The 16896-nt window shown below is 64.0% G+C and carries 16 protein-coding genes and 1 riboswitch; of the genes, 9 read left to right on the top strand and 7 right to left on the bottom strand.

Annotation, left to right across the window (positions count from 1 at the left end; translation table 11 throughout):
- Positions 1-2 precede the first annotated feature (2 nt).
- From NKI50_RS06230 to NKI50_RS06205, 6 genes are read left to right on the top strand one after another with little or no spacing between them, the layout of a single operon-like run.
- Positions 3-1121, top strand: a complete 1119-nt coding sequence (locus NKI50_RS06230) for an ABC transporter ATP-binding protein (RefSeq protein WP_023716726.1) — start codon at positions 3-5, stop codon at positions 1119-1121.
- Complete coding sequence (locus NKI50_RS06225; protein ID WP_023716727.1) at positions 1118-2242, top strand: ABC transporter ATP-binding protein; 1125 nt, start codon at positions 1118-1120, stop codon at positions 2240-2242. The genes NKI50_RS06230 and NKI50_RS06225 overlap by 4 nt, the downstream gene beginning before the upstream one ends.
- On the top strand, positions 2242-3804 hold the full coding sequence (locus NKI50_RS06220; protein ID WP_023716728.1) for an FGGY-family carbohydrate kinase: 1563 nt from the start codon (positions 2242-2244) through the stop codon (positions 3802-3804). The genes NKI50_RS06225 and NKI50_RS06220 overlap by 1 nt, the downstream gene beginning before the upstream one ends.
- A gap of 7 nt (positions 3805-3811) precedes the next feature.
- The gene (locus NKI50_RS06215) at positions 3812-4852 is read left to right on the top strand and encodes a 2-hydroxyacid dehydrogenase (RefSeq protein ID WP_023716729.1); all 1041 of its coding nucleotides are present in this window, start codon (positions 3812-3814) and stop codon (positions 4850-4852) included.
- A 19-nt stretch (positions 4853-4871) separates the two neighbouring features.
- Entirely contained in the window at positions 4872-6389 is a 1518-nt protein-coding gene (locus NKI50_RS06210; protein ID WP_023716730.1) for a glycerol-3-phosphate dehydrogenase, read from the top strand.
- Positions 6389-7327: a sugar phosphate isomerase/epimerase family protein gene (locus NKI50_RS06205; RefSeq protein ID WP_023716731.1), complete on the top strand. Its 939-nt coding sequence runs from the start codon at positions 6389-6391 to the stop codon at positions 7325-7327. The genes NKI50_RS06210 and NKI50_RS06205 overlap by 1 nt, the downstream gene beginning before the upstream one ends.
- Before the next feature lie 46 nt (positions 7328-7373).
- On the opposite strand, the gene fba is transcribed toward NKI50_RS06205, so the two are convergent.
- On the bottom strand, positions 7374-8438 hold the full coding sequence (gene fba, locus NKI50_RS06200; RefSeq protein WP_023716732.1) for a class II fructose-bisphosphate aldolase: 1065 nt from the start codon (positions 8436-8438) through the stop codon (positions 7374-7376).
- 262 nt (positions 8439-8700) lie between these two features.
- On the opposite strand from fba, the gene NKI50_RS06195 reads away from it, so the two are divergent.
- The 3 genes from NKI50_RS06195 to derI are packed head-to-tail and all read left to right on the top strand — an operon-like array spanning position 8701 to position 10705.
- On the top strand, positions 8701-9465 hold the full coding sequence (locus tag NKI50_RS06195; protein ID WP_031193326.1) for a DeoR/GlpR family DNA-binding transcription regulator: 765 nt from the start codon (positions 8701-8703) through the stop codon (positions 9463-9465).
- An 11-nt stretch (positions 9466-9476) separates the two neighbouring features.
- Complete coding sequence (locus NKI50_RS06190; RefSeq protein ID WP_023716733.1) at positions 9477-10235, top strand: triose-phosphate isomerase; 759 nt, start codon at positions 9477-9479, stop codon at positions 10233-10235.
- A 26-nt stretch (positions 10236-10261) separates the two neighbouring features.
- Positions 10262-10705 (top strand): D-erythrulose-4-phosphate isomerase, encoded by a 444-nt coding sequence (derI, locus tag NKI50_RS06185; protein WP_023716734.1) that lies wholly within the window; start codon positions 10262-10264, stop codon positions 10703-10705.
- Here the strand turns inward: derI and dhaL are convergent.
- The 6 genes from dhaL to NKI50_RS06155 form a co-directional block, all read right to left on the bottom strand.
- On the bottom strand, positions 10702-11340 hold the full coding sequence (gene dhaL / locus NKI50_RS06180; protein ID WP_023716735.1) for a dihydroxyacetone kinase subunit DhaL: 639 nt from the start codon (positions 11338-11340) through the stop codon (positions 10702-10704). The genes derI and dhaL overlap by 4 nt on opposite strands.
- 9 nt (positions 11341-11349) lie before the next feature.
- Positions 11350-12357, bottom strand: a complete 1008-nt coding sequence (locus tag NKI50_RS06175; protein WP_023716736.1) for a dihydroxyacetone kinase subunit DhaK — start codon at positions 12355-12357, stop codon at positions 11350-11352.
- Between the two features lie 69 nt (positions 12358-12426).
- On the bottom strand, positions 12427-12900 hold the full coding sequence (locus NKI50_RS06170; RefSeq protein ID WP_023716737.1) for a 6,7-dimethyl-8-ribityllumazine synthase: 474 nt from the start codon (positions 12898-12900) through the stop codon (positions 12427-12429).
- A 76-nt stretch (positions 12901-12976) separates the two neighbouring features.
- A riboswitch (FMN riboswitch) is annotated at positions 12977-13122 on the bottom strand.
- A 128-nt stretch (positions 13123-13250) separates the two neighbouring features.
- Complete coding sequence (locus tag NKI50_RS06165) at positions 13251-15269, bottom strand: xanthine dehydrogenase family protein molybdopterin-binding subunit (protein ID WP_036244135.1); 2019 nt, start codon at positions 15267-15269, stop codon at positions 13251-13253.
- A 98-nt stretch (positions 15270-15367) separates the two neighbouring features.
- Positions 15368-15838, bottom strand: coding sequence for a nuclear transport factor 2 family protein (locus NKI50_RS06160; RefSeq protein WP_023716739.1), 471 nt, complete (start codon positions 15836-15838; stop codon positions 15368-15370).
- 70 nt (positions 15839-15908) lie between these two features.
- Positions 15909-16895 carry an FAD binding domain-containing protein gene (locus NKI50_RS06155; RefSeq protein ID WP_023716740.1) on the bottom strand — a complete coding sequence of 329 codons (987 nt, stop codon included), beginning with the start codon at positions 16893-16895 and terminating at the stop codon, positions 15909-15911.
- Position 16896 lies beyond the last annotated feature (1 nt).

The following is a 16896-nucleotide window of genomic DNA, read 5'->3' as shown; positions in this document are numbered from 1 at the left end:
CGATGGCAAGCCTCGAACTGCGAAACATCGTCAAGCGCTATAAAAGCCAGACCGTTCTCGACAATCTGTCGCTGACCGTCGCCGACGGCGAAACGCTGGTCCTGTTCGGACCGTCCGGCGCCGGCAAGACGGTGCTGTTGCGGCTGGTGGCCGGGGTCATCGACCCCGACGAGGGAAAGATCCTCATCGGCGGCGAGGACATGACCGATCTCGACGCCGAGTTCCGCGGCGTCGGCATGGCATTCCAGAACTTCGCGCTGTTCCCGCATATGACGGCGTTCGACAACATAGCCACGCCTCTGCAGGCGAAGCACTCATCGCAGGGCACGATAAAGACCGGCGTCGAGAGCGTCGCTAAGCTGTTGAAAATCGGCCATGTGCTCAGCCACAAGCCGCGGGCGCTGTCCAACGGCCAGAAGCAACGCACCGCGCTTGCCCGCGCGTTGGTCGGCTCGCCGCCGCTGCTGCTGCTCGATGATCCCTTGCGCAACGTCGATGCCAAATTGCGCTTCGAAATGCGCCTCGAGCTGCCAAGGCTGCTCGCCGATCGTGGCGCGACCGTCATCTACGTCACCCAAGACTACAAGGAAGCGATGGCGCTCGGCGACCGCATCGCGGTGATGTCGCAAGGCGTCGTCAAACAGCTCGGCACGCCCGAGCAGATCTATCGCGAGCCGGCCAATGTCGAGATTGCCCGGCTGTTCGGCGACCCGACCATCAACCTTCTGGACGTCAAGCCGTCGCGGGACGCCAAGGGCATCTATGTCGGCCTGTCCAACGTCCAGGTCCATCTTGCCGGCGCGCATGAGGCGGCGGTCGGCCGTGATTGCGTGATCGGCCTGCGGCCGGAGGCTCTGGCGTTTGTTGATGAAGGCACGCCCGGCGCCATCCCGGTGACGGTCGAGGCTGAGACGCCGCTCAACGAGAAGATCGTCACCCTGGCGCGAACCGTGCGCGGCCGTGAAATCTTGGTCTCGCGTCCGTCCGGGACACCTGGCCAATCCGAGGGCAGGGCGCATATAGCCGTCGACAGCAAAAGCGCCCTGCTGTTCGATCGCGCGAGCGGCGAGCGCATTGGCTCGAAAAACGTCGTCAATTTGCGCAGTGGAGAAGCGGCATGAGCCCAAGCGCAATCACCCTCTCAGGCGTCGACAAGTTCTACGGTCCGATCGACCGCGGTGTGCATGCGGTCAAGAACCTGACGATGGAAATCGCCAAGGGCGAGATCGTGGCGCTGCTCGGCTCGTCCGGTTGCGGCAAGACCTCGACATTGCGTATGATCGCAGGCTTCGAAGAGGTCTCGCGTGGCACCATCGCGGTTGCCGGCCGCAAGGTGCACACGTTGCCGCCGGTCAGGCGCAACGTCGCAATGGCCTTCGAGGGCTATTCGCTCTATCCGCCCCTGACCGTGCGCGAGAACATGGCCTTCGCCCTCAAGGCGGCCAGGCTGGCGAAGAGTGCGGTCGATGCAAAGGTTGCCAACATCGCCAAGCTGCTCGAGATCGAGGACATTCTCGAGCGCTATCCGAGCTCGATCTCCGGTGGCCAGCAGCAGCGCGCCAGCCTCGGCCGGGCGCTGATCCGCGAGGCCGACCTGCATCTGCTGGACGAGCCGATGGGCCAGCTCGAGCCGCAGCTTCGCGCCGTGCTGCGCGGCCGCATCAAGCATTTCATCAAGGAGCGTGGCCTGACCGCGATCCTGGTCACGCACGACCAGACCGAGGCCAATGCGCTGGCCGATCGCATCGCCGTCATGGAGGGCGGCGTGCTGCAGCAGTTCGATACGCCTGACAGGCTCAAGGAACGGCCGGCAAACCTGTTCACCGGCACCTTCGTCGGCGAGCCGCCGATGAATGTCTTCGAGGCCTATGTCGGCACGGCTGCCGACAAGATCAGTCTCAAGCTGCCCGACGGGCTTTCGCTCGACTACGACAAGGACGCGTTCAGCGGCCCAGTTCGCGATGAATTGCTCAACCGGCAACGCGTCGTCATCGGTGTCAGGCCCTATGCCGTCCGCCGCTCCAAGGACGGTGTGCCGGCCACGGTTTCGGCCAATCAATGGCTCGGCGACCAGACCCATATCGCCGCCGACTTCGCCGGCGGCTCGCTGGTTCTGGTCGAACATGACCGGACTCGCCTGGAACTCGGGGCGCCTATCAAGGTCAGCATCGATCCAAAAAACCTGCACGTCTTCGATCAGGCGAGCGGCGACGCCATTTCGCACGGCACGGAGCTTGCCTGATGCGGGATGTGCTGATCGGCATCGACGCCGGCACGTCTGTTATCAAATCCGTCGCCTTCGACACGGCGGGCAGGCAGATCGCGGCAGCCGCGCTGCCGAACAGATACGAGACACTGCCGGGTGGCGGCGCCGAGCAGGACCTAGTCCGCACCTGGGCCGATACCGCGACGACCTTGCGCCAACTGGCCGACAAGGTGCCGGATCTCGCCAGCCGGACCATTGCCATCGCCGTGACCGGGCAGGGCGACGGCACCTGGCTGATCGACAAGGATGGCGAGCCGGTGGCCAAGGGCTGGCTGTGGCTCGACGCGCGCGCTGCCGCCGTCGTCGAGGAGATCCGCGCGCGGCCCGAAGACCGGCTGCGCTTCGAAAAGACCGGCAGCGGGCTCGCTGCCTGCCAGCAGGGGTCGCAATTCGTCTTCATGAAGCGGCACATGCCCGCGATGCTTGCCAATGCAGCGACGGCGTTCCACTGCAAGGACTGGCTTTATTTCAAGTTGACCGGCCAACGCGCCACCGACCCGTCCGAAGGCACCTTCACCTTCGGCGACTTCCGCACGCGCAGCTATTGCGACGATGTTCTTGAGGTGCTCGGCGTCACCGATCTCAGGCATCTGCTGCCGCCCATCGTCGATGGCACCAGGCAAAGCACCGCACTGTCGGCGACAGCAGCCGATGCGACCGGCCTGCTTGCCGGCACGCCGGTCGTTCTGGCCTATGTCGATGTCGCCTGCACGGCGCTCGGCGCCGGCCTGTTCGATCGCGAGCGCAAGCCGGGATGCTCGATAATCGGCTCCACCGGAATGCATATGCGGCTTGCCGAGACGCCGGACGAGGTTCTGCTCAACGAAGCTGCAACCGGCTACACGATGACCATGCCGGCACCGGGCGTCTTTGCGCAGATGCAGTCGAACATGGCGGCAACGCTCAACATCGACTGGGTCCTCGGCCTCGCGTCCGGCATTCTCGCCTCGCAAGGTATCACGCGGACCAATGGCGAGATGATCGCGCTGGTCGACCAGTGGATATCGTCGTCCGAGCCAGGCTCGCTGCTCTACCAGCCCTATGTCTCCGAGGCGGGCGAGCGCGGCCCGTTCGTCGATGCCAATGCCAGGGCCGGTTTCGTCGGCATTTCGTCCAGGCACGGCTATGCCGACATGGTTCGTGCGGTGTTCGAAGGGCTGGCTTTCGCGGCACGCGATTGCTACGCCGCCATGGGGCCGCTGCCCGAGGAAATCCGCCTGACTGGTGGAGCGGCCAGGAGCCCGGCTCTGCGCAAGATCCTGGGTGCTGCGGTCGGCGCCGACATTCGCACCAGCGAGCGCGAGGAGGCCGGTGCTGCGGGCGCTGCGATGATTGCTGCGGTCTGCGTCGGCCAGTACGCATCAATGGACGATTGCGTCAGTGAATGGGTCACGCCTTTGCTCCGTGCGGCCGAACCTAGCGACCGAAAACTTGCCGCTGCCTACGAGGCGATTGTTCCGTCCTACACATTGGCGCATGAGGCGCTGCGGCCGGTCTGGCGTTCGCTGGCCGCATCCAGACAAACTGACGTGAATTGAGAAGAGCATGCCCAACAAAATTGCGATCATCGGCGACCGCTTCATGCTTCCGGAAGTGTTTCGCGAGAAAATCGAAGCGGCCTGCGGCGATAATCTCGACATCCGCACCATTGAGACCGCATGGCCCGACGAGCCGATGGAATTCGGCAATGCGGCGCTCGGCCTCGACAAGGTCAAGGAATATTTCGGTGATCCGGACGAGGTGGTCGATTTTATCGGCGATGCCGAAATCTTCGTCACCCAGCTTGCGCCGCTTTCCGAAACCATGATGCAGCGCTTGCCGGCGCTCAGGCTGGTTGCGGTGTCGCGCGGCGGGCCGATCAACATCGACATGGCTGCCGCCAACGCCCATGGCATCACCGTGGTCAATGTGCCCGGCCGCAACGCCAGCGCGGTGGCCGAGTTCACCATCGGCGCCATTCTCGCCGAGACGCGGCTGATCCGCGTCGGCCACGAAGCCTTGCGCAAGGGCGAGTGGCGCGGCGATCTCTACCGCGCCGACCGCACCGGCCGCGAGCTCAACGAAATGACCGTTGGCGTCATCGGCTATGGCAATATCGGCACCAGGCTGGTTCGGCTGCTGCGCGCATTCGGCTGCCGCATCCTGGTCTCCGATCCCTATGTGCAATTGAGCGTCGAGGACCGCAATGCCGGCGTCGAGCTGGTTGCGCTGGACGATCTCCTGTCGCGCTCCGATGTGGTCACGCTGCATTCCCGGGTCACCGAGGAGACGCGCGGCCTGATCGGCAAGGACGCCATTGCCCGGATGAAGCCCGGCGTGATCTTCGTCAATACCGCGCGCGGACCGCTGGTCGACTACGATGCGCTCTACGAGGGGCTCGTCTCGGGGCAGATCGGCAGTGCCATGCTGGAGACGTTCGCCGTCGAGCCGGTGCCGGCCGACTGGCCGCTGCTGCAGCTGCCGAATGTGACGCTGACGCCGCATATCGCCGGCGCGTCGGTACGCACGGTGACTTATGCTGCCGAGCAGGCGGCCGAGGAAGTGCGCCGCTTCATCGCCGGCCTGCCGCCGGTCAATCCATGCTGACGACAGGGCATAGAGCGAGATGAGCGGTGACAGCGAAATCGTCGATCTCTTCGTCATTGGCGGCGGCGTCAATGGCGCCGGCATTGCGCGCGATGCAGCAGGCCGGGGGCTGTCGGTCATCCTCTGCGAAAAAGACGATCTCGCCGAAGGCACCAGTTCGCGATCGGGAAAGCTCGTCCATGGCGGTTTGCGCTATCTCGAATACTACGAGTTCCGCCTAGTGCGGGAGGCGCTTATCGAGCGCGAGGTGCTGCTGGAATCCGCGCCGCACATCATCTGGCCGATGCGCTTCGTGCTGCCGCACAGCCCGGATGATCGGCCGGCCTGGCTGGTCCGGCTCGGCCTGTTCCTCTACGACCATCTTGGCGGCCGCAAGCGGCTGCCGGCCACTCGCACGCTTGACCTGCGCACCGCACCCGAGGGCGCGCCGATCAAGGACAGCTTCAAACGCGGCTTCGAATATTCCGACTGCTGGGTCGACGACGCCCGCCTGGTCGTCATCAACGCGCTCGACGCCGCGGAGCGTGGGACCAGGATATTCACCCGCACTGCCTGCACCGCCGCCCGCCGCGAAAACGGCCTGTGGTCGGTGGAGATGCGCGACGGTCGAACCGGCGTCAGGACCACGGTTCGGGCACGGGCGCTGGTCAACGCCGCCGGCCCCTGGGTCAATGACATCATCAATCGCGTCGCTGGCCAGAATTCCAGGCGCAACGTGCGCCTGGTCAAGGGCAGCCACATCGTCGTGCCGAAATTCTGGGAAGGCCGGCAAGCCTATCTCGTCCAGAACAGCGACAAGCGCGTGATCTTCATCAATCCCTACCAGAACGATCTGGCGCTGATCGGCACCACCGACATTCCTTATGACGGGCGGCCGGAAGACGTGACCGCCGACGCCAGCGAGGTCGACTACCTGATTAAGGTGGTCAACCGCTACTTCAAGCGCCAGCTTGCGCGCAGCGACGTCGTCTACTCGTTTTCCGGCGTCAGGCCGCTTTATGACGACAATGCCGACAATCCGAGCGCGGTCACCCGCGACTATATTTTCGAGCTCGACGTGGCGGCGGGACAGGCGCCGCTGCTTTCCGTCTTCGGTGGCAAGATCACCACCTTCCGCAAGCTGGCCGAGCACGCGCTCGACCGCATCGCCCCGTTCTTCCCGAAGATGGGCAAGCCGTGGACCTCGAAAGGACATCTGCCAGGCGGCGATATCGCCAATGCCGATTTCGAGCAGTTCCTCGGTGACCTCGGCCACGAATATCCCTGGATGCCGGCCTCGCTGGTCAAGCATTATGGCCGGCTCTACGGCACAAGGACGCGTGATCTGGTCGGCGCGGCCGGTTCGCTCGCTGAACTGGGGCGGCGCTTCGGCAAGGATTTGTTCGAGCGCGAAGCCAATTACCTGTTCGAGCATGAATGGGCCGAGACGGCCGCCGATATTCTCGAACGGCGCACCAAACACGGACTGCATCTGTCCGCCGCAGAAAGAACCGCCTTCGAAGACTGGTGCTCGAGCCGGCTGGCGAAGGCAGGCTGATGGCCTTTACGCTGTCCCTCAACACCAACCCGCTGGTCAATCGTTTCGCCGAACCGGACGATCTGATCGATGCGATCGCCTACGACATCGGCATCCGCGACGTGCAGCTCACGCATGAATTCGTCAATCCCGGTTGGCCGGCGGCGACGATCGCCAAATTCATCCGCCTGTTCCGCTCCGCTCTCAACCGCACCGGCGTGCGTGTGACCTCCGCGATGACCGGCCCCTACGGCCGGCTCAATCATTTCGGCCATCCCGATGCCGACGTGCGGCGCTATTATGTCGACTGGTTCAAGACCTTTGCCGAAATTTCGGCCGAGCTCGGCGCCCGCGGCATGGGCACGCAATTCGCGATCTTCACTCATCGTGACTATGACGATCCCGAGCGTCGCGCGCGGCTTTTCGAGATCGCGCTGGAATGCTGGCGCGCGGTCGCCGAGCACGCCAAAGCGGCCGGCTTGACCTACCTGTTCTGGGAGCCGATGTCGGTCGGCCGCGAGTTCGGCCATACGATCGAAAGCTGCCGGACGCTGCAGAGCGAGATCGATGCGGCCGGCATGGCGATCCCGCTCAAGATGATGGTCGATATCGACCATGGCGACGTGACGTCGAGCAATCCGGACGACATCGACCCCTATGCCTGGGCCGAAGCCTTTCCAAAGGAATCGCCGATCATCCACGTCAAGCAATCCTCAATGAACAAGGGTGGCCATTGGCCGTTCATTGCCGCCTACAACAAGGACGGCCGCATCACGCCGGAAAAGCTGCTGGACACTGTTCGCCGTGGCGGCGGCGTCGACAATGAGATCTGCCTCGAATTGTCGTTCCGCGAACGCGAGCCCGTCGACCACCAGGTCGTCGCCATGATCCGCGAATCGGTCGACTATTGGGCGCCCTTCATCGAGGCCGGCAGGGCCGGTCTTTTGCCGAAAGCATGATGGATGAGCAGGTGCCGACGCGGCTCCTGCTCAGAACCGGAATATGTCAGCCGAATTTCGGATCGAGACTGCCCGACTTGTAGCGCTTGGCCATTTCCGAGACCGGCAGCGGCTTGATCCTCGGTGCGTTGCCGGCAGTGCCGAACTGCTCGAAACGCTCCTTGCACAGCTTCCGCATGGCGGCCATCGCCGGCGTCAGATATTTGCGCGGATCGAATTCGCTCGGGTTCTCGGTCAGCACCTTGCGGATCGCGCCGGTCAGCGCCATGCGGTTGTCGGTATCGATATTGATCTTGCGCACGCCATGCTTGATGCCGCGCTGGATTTCCTCGACCGGCACCCCCCATGTCGGCTTCATCTGGCCGCCATATTTGTTGATGATCTCCTGCAGCTCCTCCGGCACCGAGGACGAGCCGTGCATGACGAGGTGCATGTTCGGCAAGCGGCGGTGGATTTCCTCGATGACGTTCATGGCAAGCACCGCGCCGTCCGGCTTGCGGCTGAACTTGTAGGCGCCGTGGCTGGTGCCCATGGCGACGGCCAGCGCATCGACACGGGTGTCGCGCACGAACTGTTCGGCCTGAACCGGGTCGGTCAGCAGCTGATCGTGGCTGATGACGCCCTCGACGCCATGGCCGTCCTCCTGTTCGCCGCCGCCCATCTCCAGCGATCCGAGAACGCCGATCTCGCCCTCCACCGACACGCCGCCCCAATGCGCCATATCGACGACGCGGCGGGTGATATCGGAATTATAGGCGTAGTCGGCCGGCGTCTTGCCGTCTTCCTTCAGCGATCCGTCCATCATCACCGAGGTGAAGCCGTACTGGATCGCGGTAACGCAGGTCGCTTCGTTGTTGCCATGGTCGAGATGCATGCAGACCGGGATATCAGGATGGATTTCGACCAGCGCGTCGATCAGCTTGGCCAGCACGACATCGTTGGCGTAGGCCCGCGCGCCGCGGCTCGCCTGCAGGATGACCGGCGATTTGGTCTCCTCGGCTGCCTCCATGATGGCGAGGCCCTGTTCCATATTGTTCATGTTGAAGGCAGGCACGCCATAACCGTATTCGGCGGCATGATCGAGCAATTGTCTCAGTGTGATGCGAGCCACTCAGTAGTCTCCCGTATCCGGTTTCGAGCCAGTGTTTGCGGGCTGTTCGGCTATTGTCGAGCCCGCTAAAGCTTCTGGCCGGATTTCCGCTGCACCGCAACCGCTGGACGCCCGGCCGACAGCAATTCTTGTTACGGCACGCCGTCAGAAGCGTCATGATATCCCAGGCAGGTATAACATTATCACAAAAATACTGGTGGCTATGCGATGTTTCCTGTTATATCTCGGAACGTGGTTCGGATTGCACGAGGAAGCCGCGGAAATGAAGAGCGACGGCCGTCGGCAAGGCATCATGGATTTTCTGATGGACACCGGCACCGCCAGTGTCGACGATCTTGCCTCGCGCTTCGGCGTCTCCAAGATGACCGTCCACCGCGACCTCGACGAGCTCGAGGAGGGCGGCTTCCTGCGCAAGGTACGCGGCGGCGCCTCGATTCAGCCGAGCAGCCTTTTCGAGAGCGATTTCCGCTACCGCCAGAGACTGGCCGGCGACGAGAAAAAGCGCATCGCCGCCGCTGCCGTGACGATGATCGAACCGGGTCAGACGGTGATCATCGACGACGGCTCGACCGCGGGCGGCGTTGCTCGGCATCTCGCCGATCTGCGTCCGCTGACGGTGATCTCGAACAATCTGGCTGTCATCCAGGATTTGGCGGGCGTTGCCGGCATCAACCTGATTGCGCTCGGCGGCCAGTACAGCAAGAAGTTTCACGGCTTCTTCGGCCTGCTCGCCGAGGACACGCTGAAATCATTGCGCGCCGATGTCGCCTTCCTGTCGTCATCGGCTATCCACGGCGCTTCCGCCTTTCACCAGGATCAGGAAGTGGTCCAGACCAAACGGCTGATGATGGCCGCTGCGGCGCGCAAATATCTGCTGGTCGATCACGGCAAGTTCGGCCGCACAGCCTTGCATTTCCTGACCGATCTCAAGGCTTTCGATACCGTCTTCACCGGCCGCGAGCCGCAGCCGCAGATGCGTGCGGCGCTGGATGGTGCCGGCGTGTCGCTGACAGTGGTCGCAGAGTAGGAGGAGCACGCATGGTTTACTGGGTCGGCACCAGCTGGAAAATGAACAAGACGCTCGCCGAGGCGATGGCTTTCACGAGGGCATTGGCCGAGTTCGTCCCCGGTTTCGACGAGCGCATCCAGCCCTTCGTCATCCCACCCTTCACGGCGGTCCGCGAGGTCAAGAAAGCGCTGTCGCCGACGCGCATCAAGGTCGGCGCGCAGAACATGCATTGGGCTGACGCCGGCGCTTGGACCGGCGAGATCTCGCCGGTAATGCTGAAAGACTGCGAACTTGATATGGTAGAGTTGGGCCACAGCGAACGGCGCGAGCATTTCGGCGAGACCGACAAGGCTGTCGGGCTGAAGACCGCAGCGGCGGTGAAGCACGGTCTCGTGCCACTGATCTGCGTCGGCGAGACTTTGGCTCAACGCGACAGCGGGCAGGCGGATACGGTGCTGGCCTTGCAGGTGCACGGCGCGCTGCAGTTTCTCGAAGGCGCGGCCAGGGCGGCGACGATCCTGTTTGCCTATGAGCCGGTCTGGGCGATCGGCGACAAGGGCGTGCCGGCAAGCTCGGACTATGCCGGCAGACAGCAGGCGCTGATCAAGAAAATCGCGCGCGACCTGCTGCCGGCCGTGCCGCCGGTGCTTTATGGCGGCAGCGTCAATCCGCAAAATGCCGCCGAACTGATCGGACAGTCTCATATAGACGGCTTGTTCATCGGCCGTTCCGCCTGGCAGGCGGACGGCTATATAGACATCCTCAAACGCGCCTCAGCGGCGATCTGAACCATCGAACAGGAAGGAAACCGAACATGAAAATAGCCATTGGAGCCGACAGCGCCGGCAAACCGCTGCTCGATGTCATCGCCGCTCACCTGGCCACCAAGCCCGGCCTCACGGTCAGCGATCTCAGCCAGACGGGCTACTACGCCGACCTGTCGCAGAAGCTCGCCCAGACCATCCTGGACGGCGAGAACGATCGCGGCATCCTGTTTTGCGGCACCGGCATCGGCGTATCCATTTCCGCCAACAAGGTTCCCGGCATTCGCGCCGCACTCACCCACGACACCTATTCGGCCGAGCGCGCTGCAAAATCCAACAACGCCCAGATCATCACCATGGGCGCGCGCGTCATCGGCCCGGAATTGGCCAAGTCGATCGTCGATGCATGGCTTGCCTCGGAATTCGATGAGAAGGGACCGTCGGCCGGCAATGTCCAGGCCATCGATAGGCTCGACGCGGCGAAGGTCCGTTAAGCCAGACTGTCCCGTATCGCTTTGATGATCGTGACGGCCGAGGCAGCGCCGGGATCCATATGCCCGAGCGATCGTTCGCCGAGCCGCGAGGAGCGGCCCTTGAAGGCGATCATGTTCTTGGTTGCCTCGGCGCCCCGTTCGGCTGCGGCGAGTGCAGTTTCCAAGCTCTCCAACAGGGTCTTGCCGGCTTCCTGCGCGGCGCCCGCTGCCTGTGCTGCCGGCAGCCAGGCGTCGACCATGGTCTTTTCGCCGAGCTCGGCCTTGCCGCGATCCTGGATGCCTTGCGCCATCGCCCGGAGCATGGCGATGATGTCAGCATCCTCCAGAATTGCCTTGCCTTTGACGGCGGCGGCAGCGCGCATGAAGGCGGTCGCATAGAGTGGGCCTGACGACGCGCCGACGGCGTTGAGGAACGACTTTGCCGCGGTATTGAGCAGCGCCGTCGGTCCGGTCGCCGCGAGGTCGAGTTGCGCCAGCGCCTCGCGTACCGCGCCGAAGCCGAGCGCCATGGCGATGCCGTGGTCGGCGTCGCCGATGACGCCGTCGAGTTGGCAGAGCCTGTCCTTGTCGGCGTCGATCGCCGCCGCGATCTCATCGAACATTCTTTTCAAGCCGGCTGAGTCGATCGAGGTCATGATGCTTTCTCAGCCGGCGCGGAACATGGCGCAGTCGCAGGGATGGTCGAGCATCTCCTGCAATTCGCCGTCGAGATGCATCAGCGTCACTGAGGCGCCGGCCATTTCGAGCGAGGTGCAATAATTGCCGACCCAGGTCGCGTGGACGGAAACGCCGATGTCGTCGAGCCTCTGCTTGACCCGCCGGTTCATGATGTAGAGCTCCATCAGCGGCGTCGAACCGAGCGAATTGACCAGCACGGCGACCTTGTCGCTGCGCGTCGGCGCCATTTCGTCGAGGATCTTGTCCAGCATCTCGTCGGTGATCTCGTCGGCCGTCTTTAGTTTTCCGCGTGCGATGCCCGGCTCGCCATGGATGCCCATGCCGATCTCCATCTCGTCCGGTCCGATTTCGAAATTCGGCCGGCGGGTCTGCGGCAGCGAACAGGGCGAAAGCGCCACGCCCATAGTGAAGGTCTGATCGTTGGCCTTCCTGGCGATACGCTCGCATTCATCGAATGTCAGCATCCGGTCGCATGCGGCACCGACAGCCTTGAAGATGAAGAAATTGCCGGCGACGCCGCGCCGCTTCTGTCTCTGGTCGCGCGGCGCCGAGGCGACATCGTCGGTGGTCAGAACGGTGCGCACTTCGATGTTGTCCATTGCCGCTATTTCGGCGGCCATGTCGAAATTCATCACGTCGCCGGCATAGTTGCCGTACATGAATAGCACGCCAGCACCGCCGCTGGCCGCCTTGGCGCATTCAAGAATCGGGTCCGGCGGCGGCGAGGCAAAAACGTTGCCGATCGCGGCCGCGTCGGCAAGCCCCTTGCCGACGAAGCCGAGGAAGGTCGGCTCGTGGCCCGAGCCACCACCGATGACGAGGCCGACCTTGCCGGGGCGTGGCCCGTCGCGGGCGACGATGGAGCGGGGGCTGCCGTCCGCACGTCTGAGATGGCGCGGATGCGCGGCCAGAATGCCCTCCAGCATCTCGTCGACGGAGCGGTTGCCGTCATTGATGATCTTCTTGGTCTGCACCGGCATCCTCCCTGGTTTTCGTGAGATACTACAGCGCCTTACCGGGATTTCCACCCGGCGGCGGAGATTTCACGCCGCGATGCGTTCGCGTGTCGCCAGCAGTTGCACGCAGGCGCTGGCCGCCTCTTTGCCCTTGACCCTGAAATGCTCGAAGAAGAAGCGGTGATGGTCAGCGCTGTCATGGTAGTTGTGCGGCGTCAGCACCGCCGACAGCACCGGCACGCCAGTCGACAATTGCACGTTCATCATGCCGTCGATGACCGCGCTCGCCACGAACTCATGCCGGTAGATGCCGCCATTGACGACGAACGCGGCGCCGAGGATAGCGGCATAGCGGCCGGTCTCGGCAAGCGTTTTTGCATGCAGGGGAATCTCAAAGGCGCCCGGCACATCGAAGACATCGACGGCAAAGCGTTTCTCCCCGACAACCGCCAGTTCCGCCTCGAATGCTTCAACGCATTGGTCGACGATATCGGCGTGCCAGCGCGCCCGAATGACGGCAACGCGGATCGTTTCATAGTCGTTCTGGGAATGCTGATTCATGGGTCCATCCTTCCGTTTCGAACCAGAATCAGGACGCACGATACGGAGTCCGAACCGCGAAGGCGGACCGTCTTCCATTCGTTCTCTTTCATCCGGACTGTAACCGTCGGCTCCGGAATCACACCGAATCTGCTGACCTTTCCGGTAGTCCGGAAAGCGCTCGCGGGCTTGGCCGAGACCCTTACCGCCGGTGGGGACTTTCACCCCGCCCTGAGAACATTGACGGCGTTTGTATGGAAGGGCCGGATAACGCTGTCAACCACCGACGTCGTCGCGGATGGCGCAGAAATGGCCATCCGTTCCGACTTGGTCACCCTTGAGGGCGAGGGAGGCGCTGATACGTCGCAGCGTCAAATGGCGATCACGGGCAAGGCAGGCAGCACCTTGTCCAAGGTGATGGGAAATTCACGCACACGCACTCCGGTCGCGTTGTAAATGGCGTTGGCGACGGCAGCCCCCGCACCGCAGACGCCGAGCTCGCCGAGACCCTTCGCGCCAAGTGGATTGGCCTTGTCGTCATCTTCCTCGAGGAAGACGACTTCCATCTCGGGGACGTCGCCATTGACCGGGACGTGATATTCGGCAAGATCGTGATTGACGAAGTGGCCATAGCGCGGATCGAGCACCGTCTGCTCCATCAGCGCCGCACCGATCCCCCAGGTCATGCCGCCGATGATTTGCGAGCGTGCAGTCTTGGGGTTGAGGATACGGCCCGCGCCGACCACAGTCAGCATCCGGCGCATGCGGATTTCACCGGTGTCGCAATCGACAGCGACCTTGGCGAAATGCGCTCCGTACGAATGCTGCGAATAAGTCTTGTACGACTCGGTGGTGGCGCCTGCGGCTACGGAGCCTTCGGCCTCGAACCCGTCGGGAGCGATCCTCCCGATGAGATCGGCCAGGCTCGCCGATCGCTGGCCGATCCTGACCTCGCTGTCGGCAAAGTTTGCCTCGGTGGCGTTCGCGCCGCGCAACGGTGACGCTTCGCTCGACTGCGCCGCGTCCAGGATCCGTCCTTTGAGGGCGTTGCACGCATTATACAGGGCCGAACCCGCGCTCGCCGCGCCCCAGGACCCGCCGGAGCCGGCGGTACGCGGGAAGCGGCTGTCGCCGAGCTCCACCTTGACGGACGAGATCGGCACGCCGAGGCTCTCGGCAGCAATCTGGGTCAGGATCGTATAGGTGCCGGTCCCAATGTCGGTCATGTCGAGCCGCGCCGTCACCCGACCGTCCCGGTCGATCGCAACCCGCGCCGTCGCCGCGCCGATGTAGTTCGGACGGATCGCCGCCGCCATGCCGTAGCCGATGAGCTTCCGGCCCTCCCGGGTGCGGCCCGGTGTCGGGTTTCTCCGCTCCCAACCGAAACGGCGGGCGCCTTCCTCCATGCAGGCGACGAGATTGCGGGTGGAGAACGGCACTTCGCGCTCGGGATCCTGAGCCGGTTCGTTGCGGATCCTGAGTTCGATCGGGTCCAGGCCGACCCGCTCGGCGAGCTCATCCACTGCGCATTCGAAAGCCAGCATGCCGGGCGCTTCGCCCGGCGAGCGCATCCATTCGCCGCGGTTGATGTCCAGCGGAACCAGGCGATGGCGGGTGAGACGGTTCGGCGCCGCATAGAGCGAGCGCGGGATGCGAAGCGTGCTGGCGACGCCGGCCCGGAAGTTCGCGAGGGTCTGCGCCGATGTACGGATCGTCAGCTCGTTGCCTGACCAGGCGGCGAGCGTCGCATGCGGCTCCATCGGATTGTGATGTTCGAAGGGGGTCCGGTAAGCGGCATCGATCTTGATCGGCGCCGTCGCAAAGGCGCGCTCGAAGTCGCCGACCACGCTGTCGGTCTCGAAGCCGGCATTGGTCCGCTTTGGCGCGTAGGAGTCGGCGATATGTCCCGGTAGATCGTAGAGGCCCGGCTCCTCGTCGTAGCGCACTCTGATGAGGCCCGCAGCAGCGCGTGCCGCCTCGAATGTCTCCGCAACGACCAGCGCGACCGGCTCGTCGCAATACCGCACCCGATCGCTGTTGAGCGCGGGCCGGGCGCGGGTGAAGACCTCCGGCACCGTCGGCGTGACCGCCGGGCCGAAATCCGGCTGGGCCGGCGCATTGCGGTGCGTCATGACGAGCAGCACTGCCGGCGCCCGTTCGGCTTCGGTCGTGTCGATCTCGGCGATGCGGCCCTTGGCGACGGCGGCGCCGAGAATGTAGCCATAGGCTGTACCATCCAGCTCATTCTCGTAAGCGTATGTGGCGCCGCCCGTCACTTTGAGCGGACCGTCGATGCGGTCGATCGGCCTCCCGATGATGCCAGCACCGGGACGCGGTTTCACTCTTGAATGGGTGGCGGAGCCGGGCAGTCCGGGTATGGTCTCGTTCATAAGTCACCTAAAGATTTTCATTTGGAGTTCGGAAGCATCGAGGCCGCGACGACGCCTCTTTCCTCGCACCTTCATGTTCGTCGCGCAGCGGCCGGAGCTCACGCGGCGATCTCGCCGAAATACTCGCGAAACTCGACCAGCTTCCCTGTCGGGCCGGCGCGCATGAAGATCGCATGCAGGCCAGTGTAGGGCGCGCCGCTGATTGTCCCGCTCCCGCGATCGCAGACGATGACCCAGTCGGCGGCGAAGAGCTTGAGATCGACGGTCGATTTCGTGATCCTGTTTCCTTGCGCTTGATGCGCGGCGGTCCAGGCTGCGAGTGCCGGCTTGCCGTCTGGCGGTCCGTGTCGGCCTCGTTGCTCGCCGACAGGGAATTGGAAGGTCATCGTCTCATCGCAACAATCAAGGAATGCCGTCCAGTCGCCGGAGGCCCAGCCGGCAAAGAAGGCGTCGACGGCGGCCTCGAGCACGTGACGAGCTCCCGGGTCGGATGTGGCGCCCCAAGCTGCGGCGGCAGAAACAAAAAGGCCGCCACCCGCGGCGGCAACGGCGCGTCGCGTGAGTTTCATATCGATCTCCTGCTCGTCGCCTGCATCTGGGAACCGCTGTTCGGGTCGTCGTCTCTGTCATCGTGTCGCCTCACGCACTCTCGACGGCAGCAGCGAGTGTGTGCCGCACCGTTCGTTTCGCCAGCGGGATCTTGAAGTCATTGGCGCCATGCCCAACGGCTCCGGCGAGCGCGGCTTCGGCAGCGTCGGTAAAGGTATCGTCGGACGCCGCTGCGCCTGCCAGCCCGCGCTCCGCCTCCGTCGCGCGCCAGGGTTTCGCTGCCACGCCGCCCATGGCGATCCGAGCGCTTCGGATACGATCGCCGCTTTTTTCGACGATTGCTGCCACCGACACCAGCGCGAAGGCGTAGGAAGCTCGGTCGCGCACTTTGCGGTAAAGCTGCCGGCCGGGTGGTGGCGGCGGCAGGGTAACCGCGACGACCATTTCGCCGTGGCCGAGCACGGTCTCCACATGGGGCATCGTCTCGGGCAATCGATGGAAATTGCCGATCGGGATCGTGCGGGTCTCGCCGCCGGGCGAAACGGTCTCGATCCTGGCGTCGAGCCCGGACATGGCGACCGCCATGTCCGAAGGATGGACCGCGATGCAGGCTTCGCTCGCGCCCAGTACAGCGTGCATGCGGTTGAAGCCTTGAAGCGCCGCGCAGCCCGAACCCGGCTGGCGCTTGTCGCAGGGCATGTTGCGGTCGTAGAAGTAGGGGCAGCGCGTGCGTTGCAGGAGATTGCCGCTGGTCGAGGCCTTGTTGCGTATCTGGCCGGACGCTCCCGCCAGCAGCGCTTGTGTGAGCATCGGATAGCGGGACCTCACCCGCGGGTCGGCGGCAAGATCGCTGTTGCGGACCTGGGCGCCGACCCGAAGCCCGCCTTCTGCCGTCTCCTCGATCCGATCAAGCGGCAGCCGGCTGATGTCGACGAGATGCGCTGGGCGCTCGATATCGAGCTTCATCAGGTCGAGCAGGTTGGTGCCGCCGCTGATGAACTTGGCGTCCGGCCGGGCCGCGACCGCGGCGGCCGCCTGCTGGGCACTCGTTGCACGTTCATAAGTGAAGGACTGCATT

The sequence above is a fragment of the Mesorhizobium sp. M0563 genome, from assembly GCF_040321065.1.
In the GTDB taxonomy this organism is placed as follows: domain Bacteria; phylum Pseudomonadota; class Alphaproteobacteria; order Rhizobiales; family Rhizobiaceae; genus Mesorhizobium.
Note: the sequence above shows the minus strand (reverse complement) of the source record. Positions and strands in the feature narration are given on the sequence as shown.

Excerpts from the sequence above, each read along its gene's own strand:
- NKI50_RS06230 (WP_023716726.1), top strand. The coding sequence starts at position 3 with ATGGCAAGCCTCGAACTGCGAAACATCGTCAAGCGCTATAAAAGCCAG.
- NKI50_RS06225 (WP_023716727.1), top strand. The coding sequence starts at position 1,118 with ATGAGCCCAAGCGCAATCACCCTCTCAGGCGTCGACAAGTTCTACGGT.
- NKI50_RS06220 (WP_023716728.1), top strand. The coding sequence starts at position 2,242 with ATGCGGGATGTGCTGATCGGCATCGACGCCGGCACGTCTGTTATCAAA.
- NKI50_RS06215 (WP_023716729.1), top strand. The coding sequence starts at position 3,812 with ATGCCCAACAAAATTGCGATCATCGGCGACCGCTTCATGCTTCCGGAA.
- NKI50_RS06210 (WP_023716730.1), top strand. The coding sequence starts at position 4,872 with ATGAGCGGTGACAGCGAAATCGTCGATCTCTTCGTCATTGGCGGCGGC.
- NKI50_RS06205 (WP_023716731.1), top strand. The coding sequence starts at position 6,389 with ATGGCCTTTACGCTGTCCCTCAACACCAACCCGCTGGTCAATCGTTTC.
- NKI50_RS06195 (WP_031193326.1), top strand. The coding sequence starts at position 8,701 with ATGAAGAGCGACGGCCGTCGGCAAGGCATCATGGATTTTCTGATGGAC.
- NKI50_RS06190 (WP_023716733.1), top strand. The coding sequence starts at position 9,477 with ATGGTTTACTGGGTCGGCACCAGCTGGAAAATGAACAAGACGCTCGCC.
- derI (WP_023716734.1), top strand. The coding sequence starts at position 10,262 with ATGAAAATAGCCATTGGAGCCGACAGCGCCGGCAAACCGCTGCTCGAT.
- dhaL (WP_023716735.1), bottom strand. The coding sequence starts at position 11,340 with ATGACCTCGATCGACTCAGCCGGCTTGAAAAGAATGTTCGATGAGATC.
- NKI50_RS06170 (WP_023716737.1), bottom strand. The coding sequence starts at position 12,900 with ATGAATCAGCATTCCCAGAACGACTATGAAACGATCCGCGTTGCCGTC.
- NKI50_RS06165 (WP_036244135.1), bottom strand. The coding sequence starts at position 15,269 with ATGAACGAGACCATACCCGGACTGCCCGGCTCCGCCACCCATTCAAGA.
- NKI50_RS06160 (WP_023716739.1), bottom strand. The coding sequence starts at position 15,838 with ATGAAACTCACGCGACGCGCCGTTGCCGCCGCGGGTGGCGGCCTTTTT.
- NKI50_RS06155 (WP_023716740.1), bottom strand. The coding sequence starts at position 16,895 with ATGCAGTCCTTCACTTATGAACGTGCAACGAGTGCCCAGCAGGCGGCC.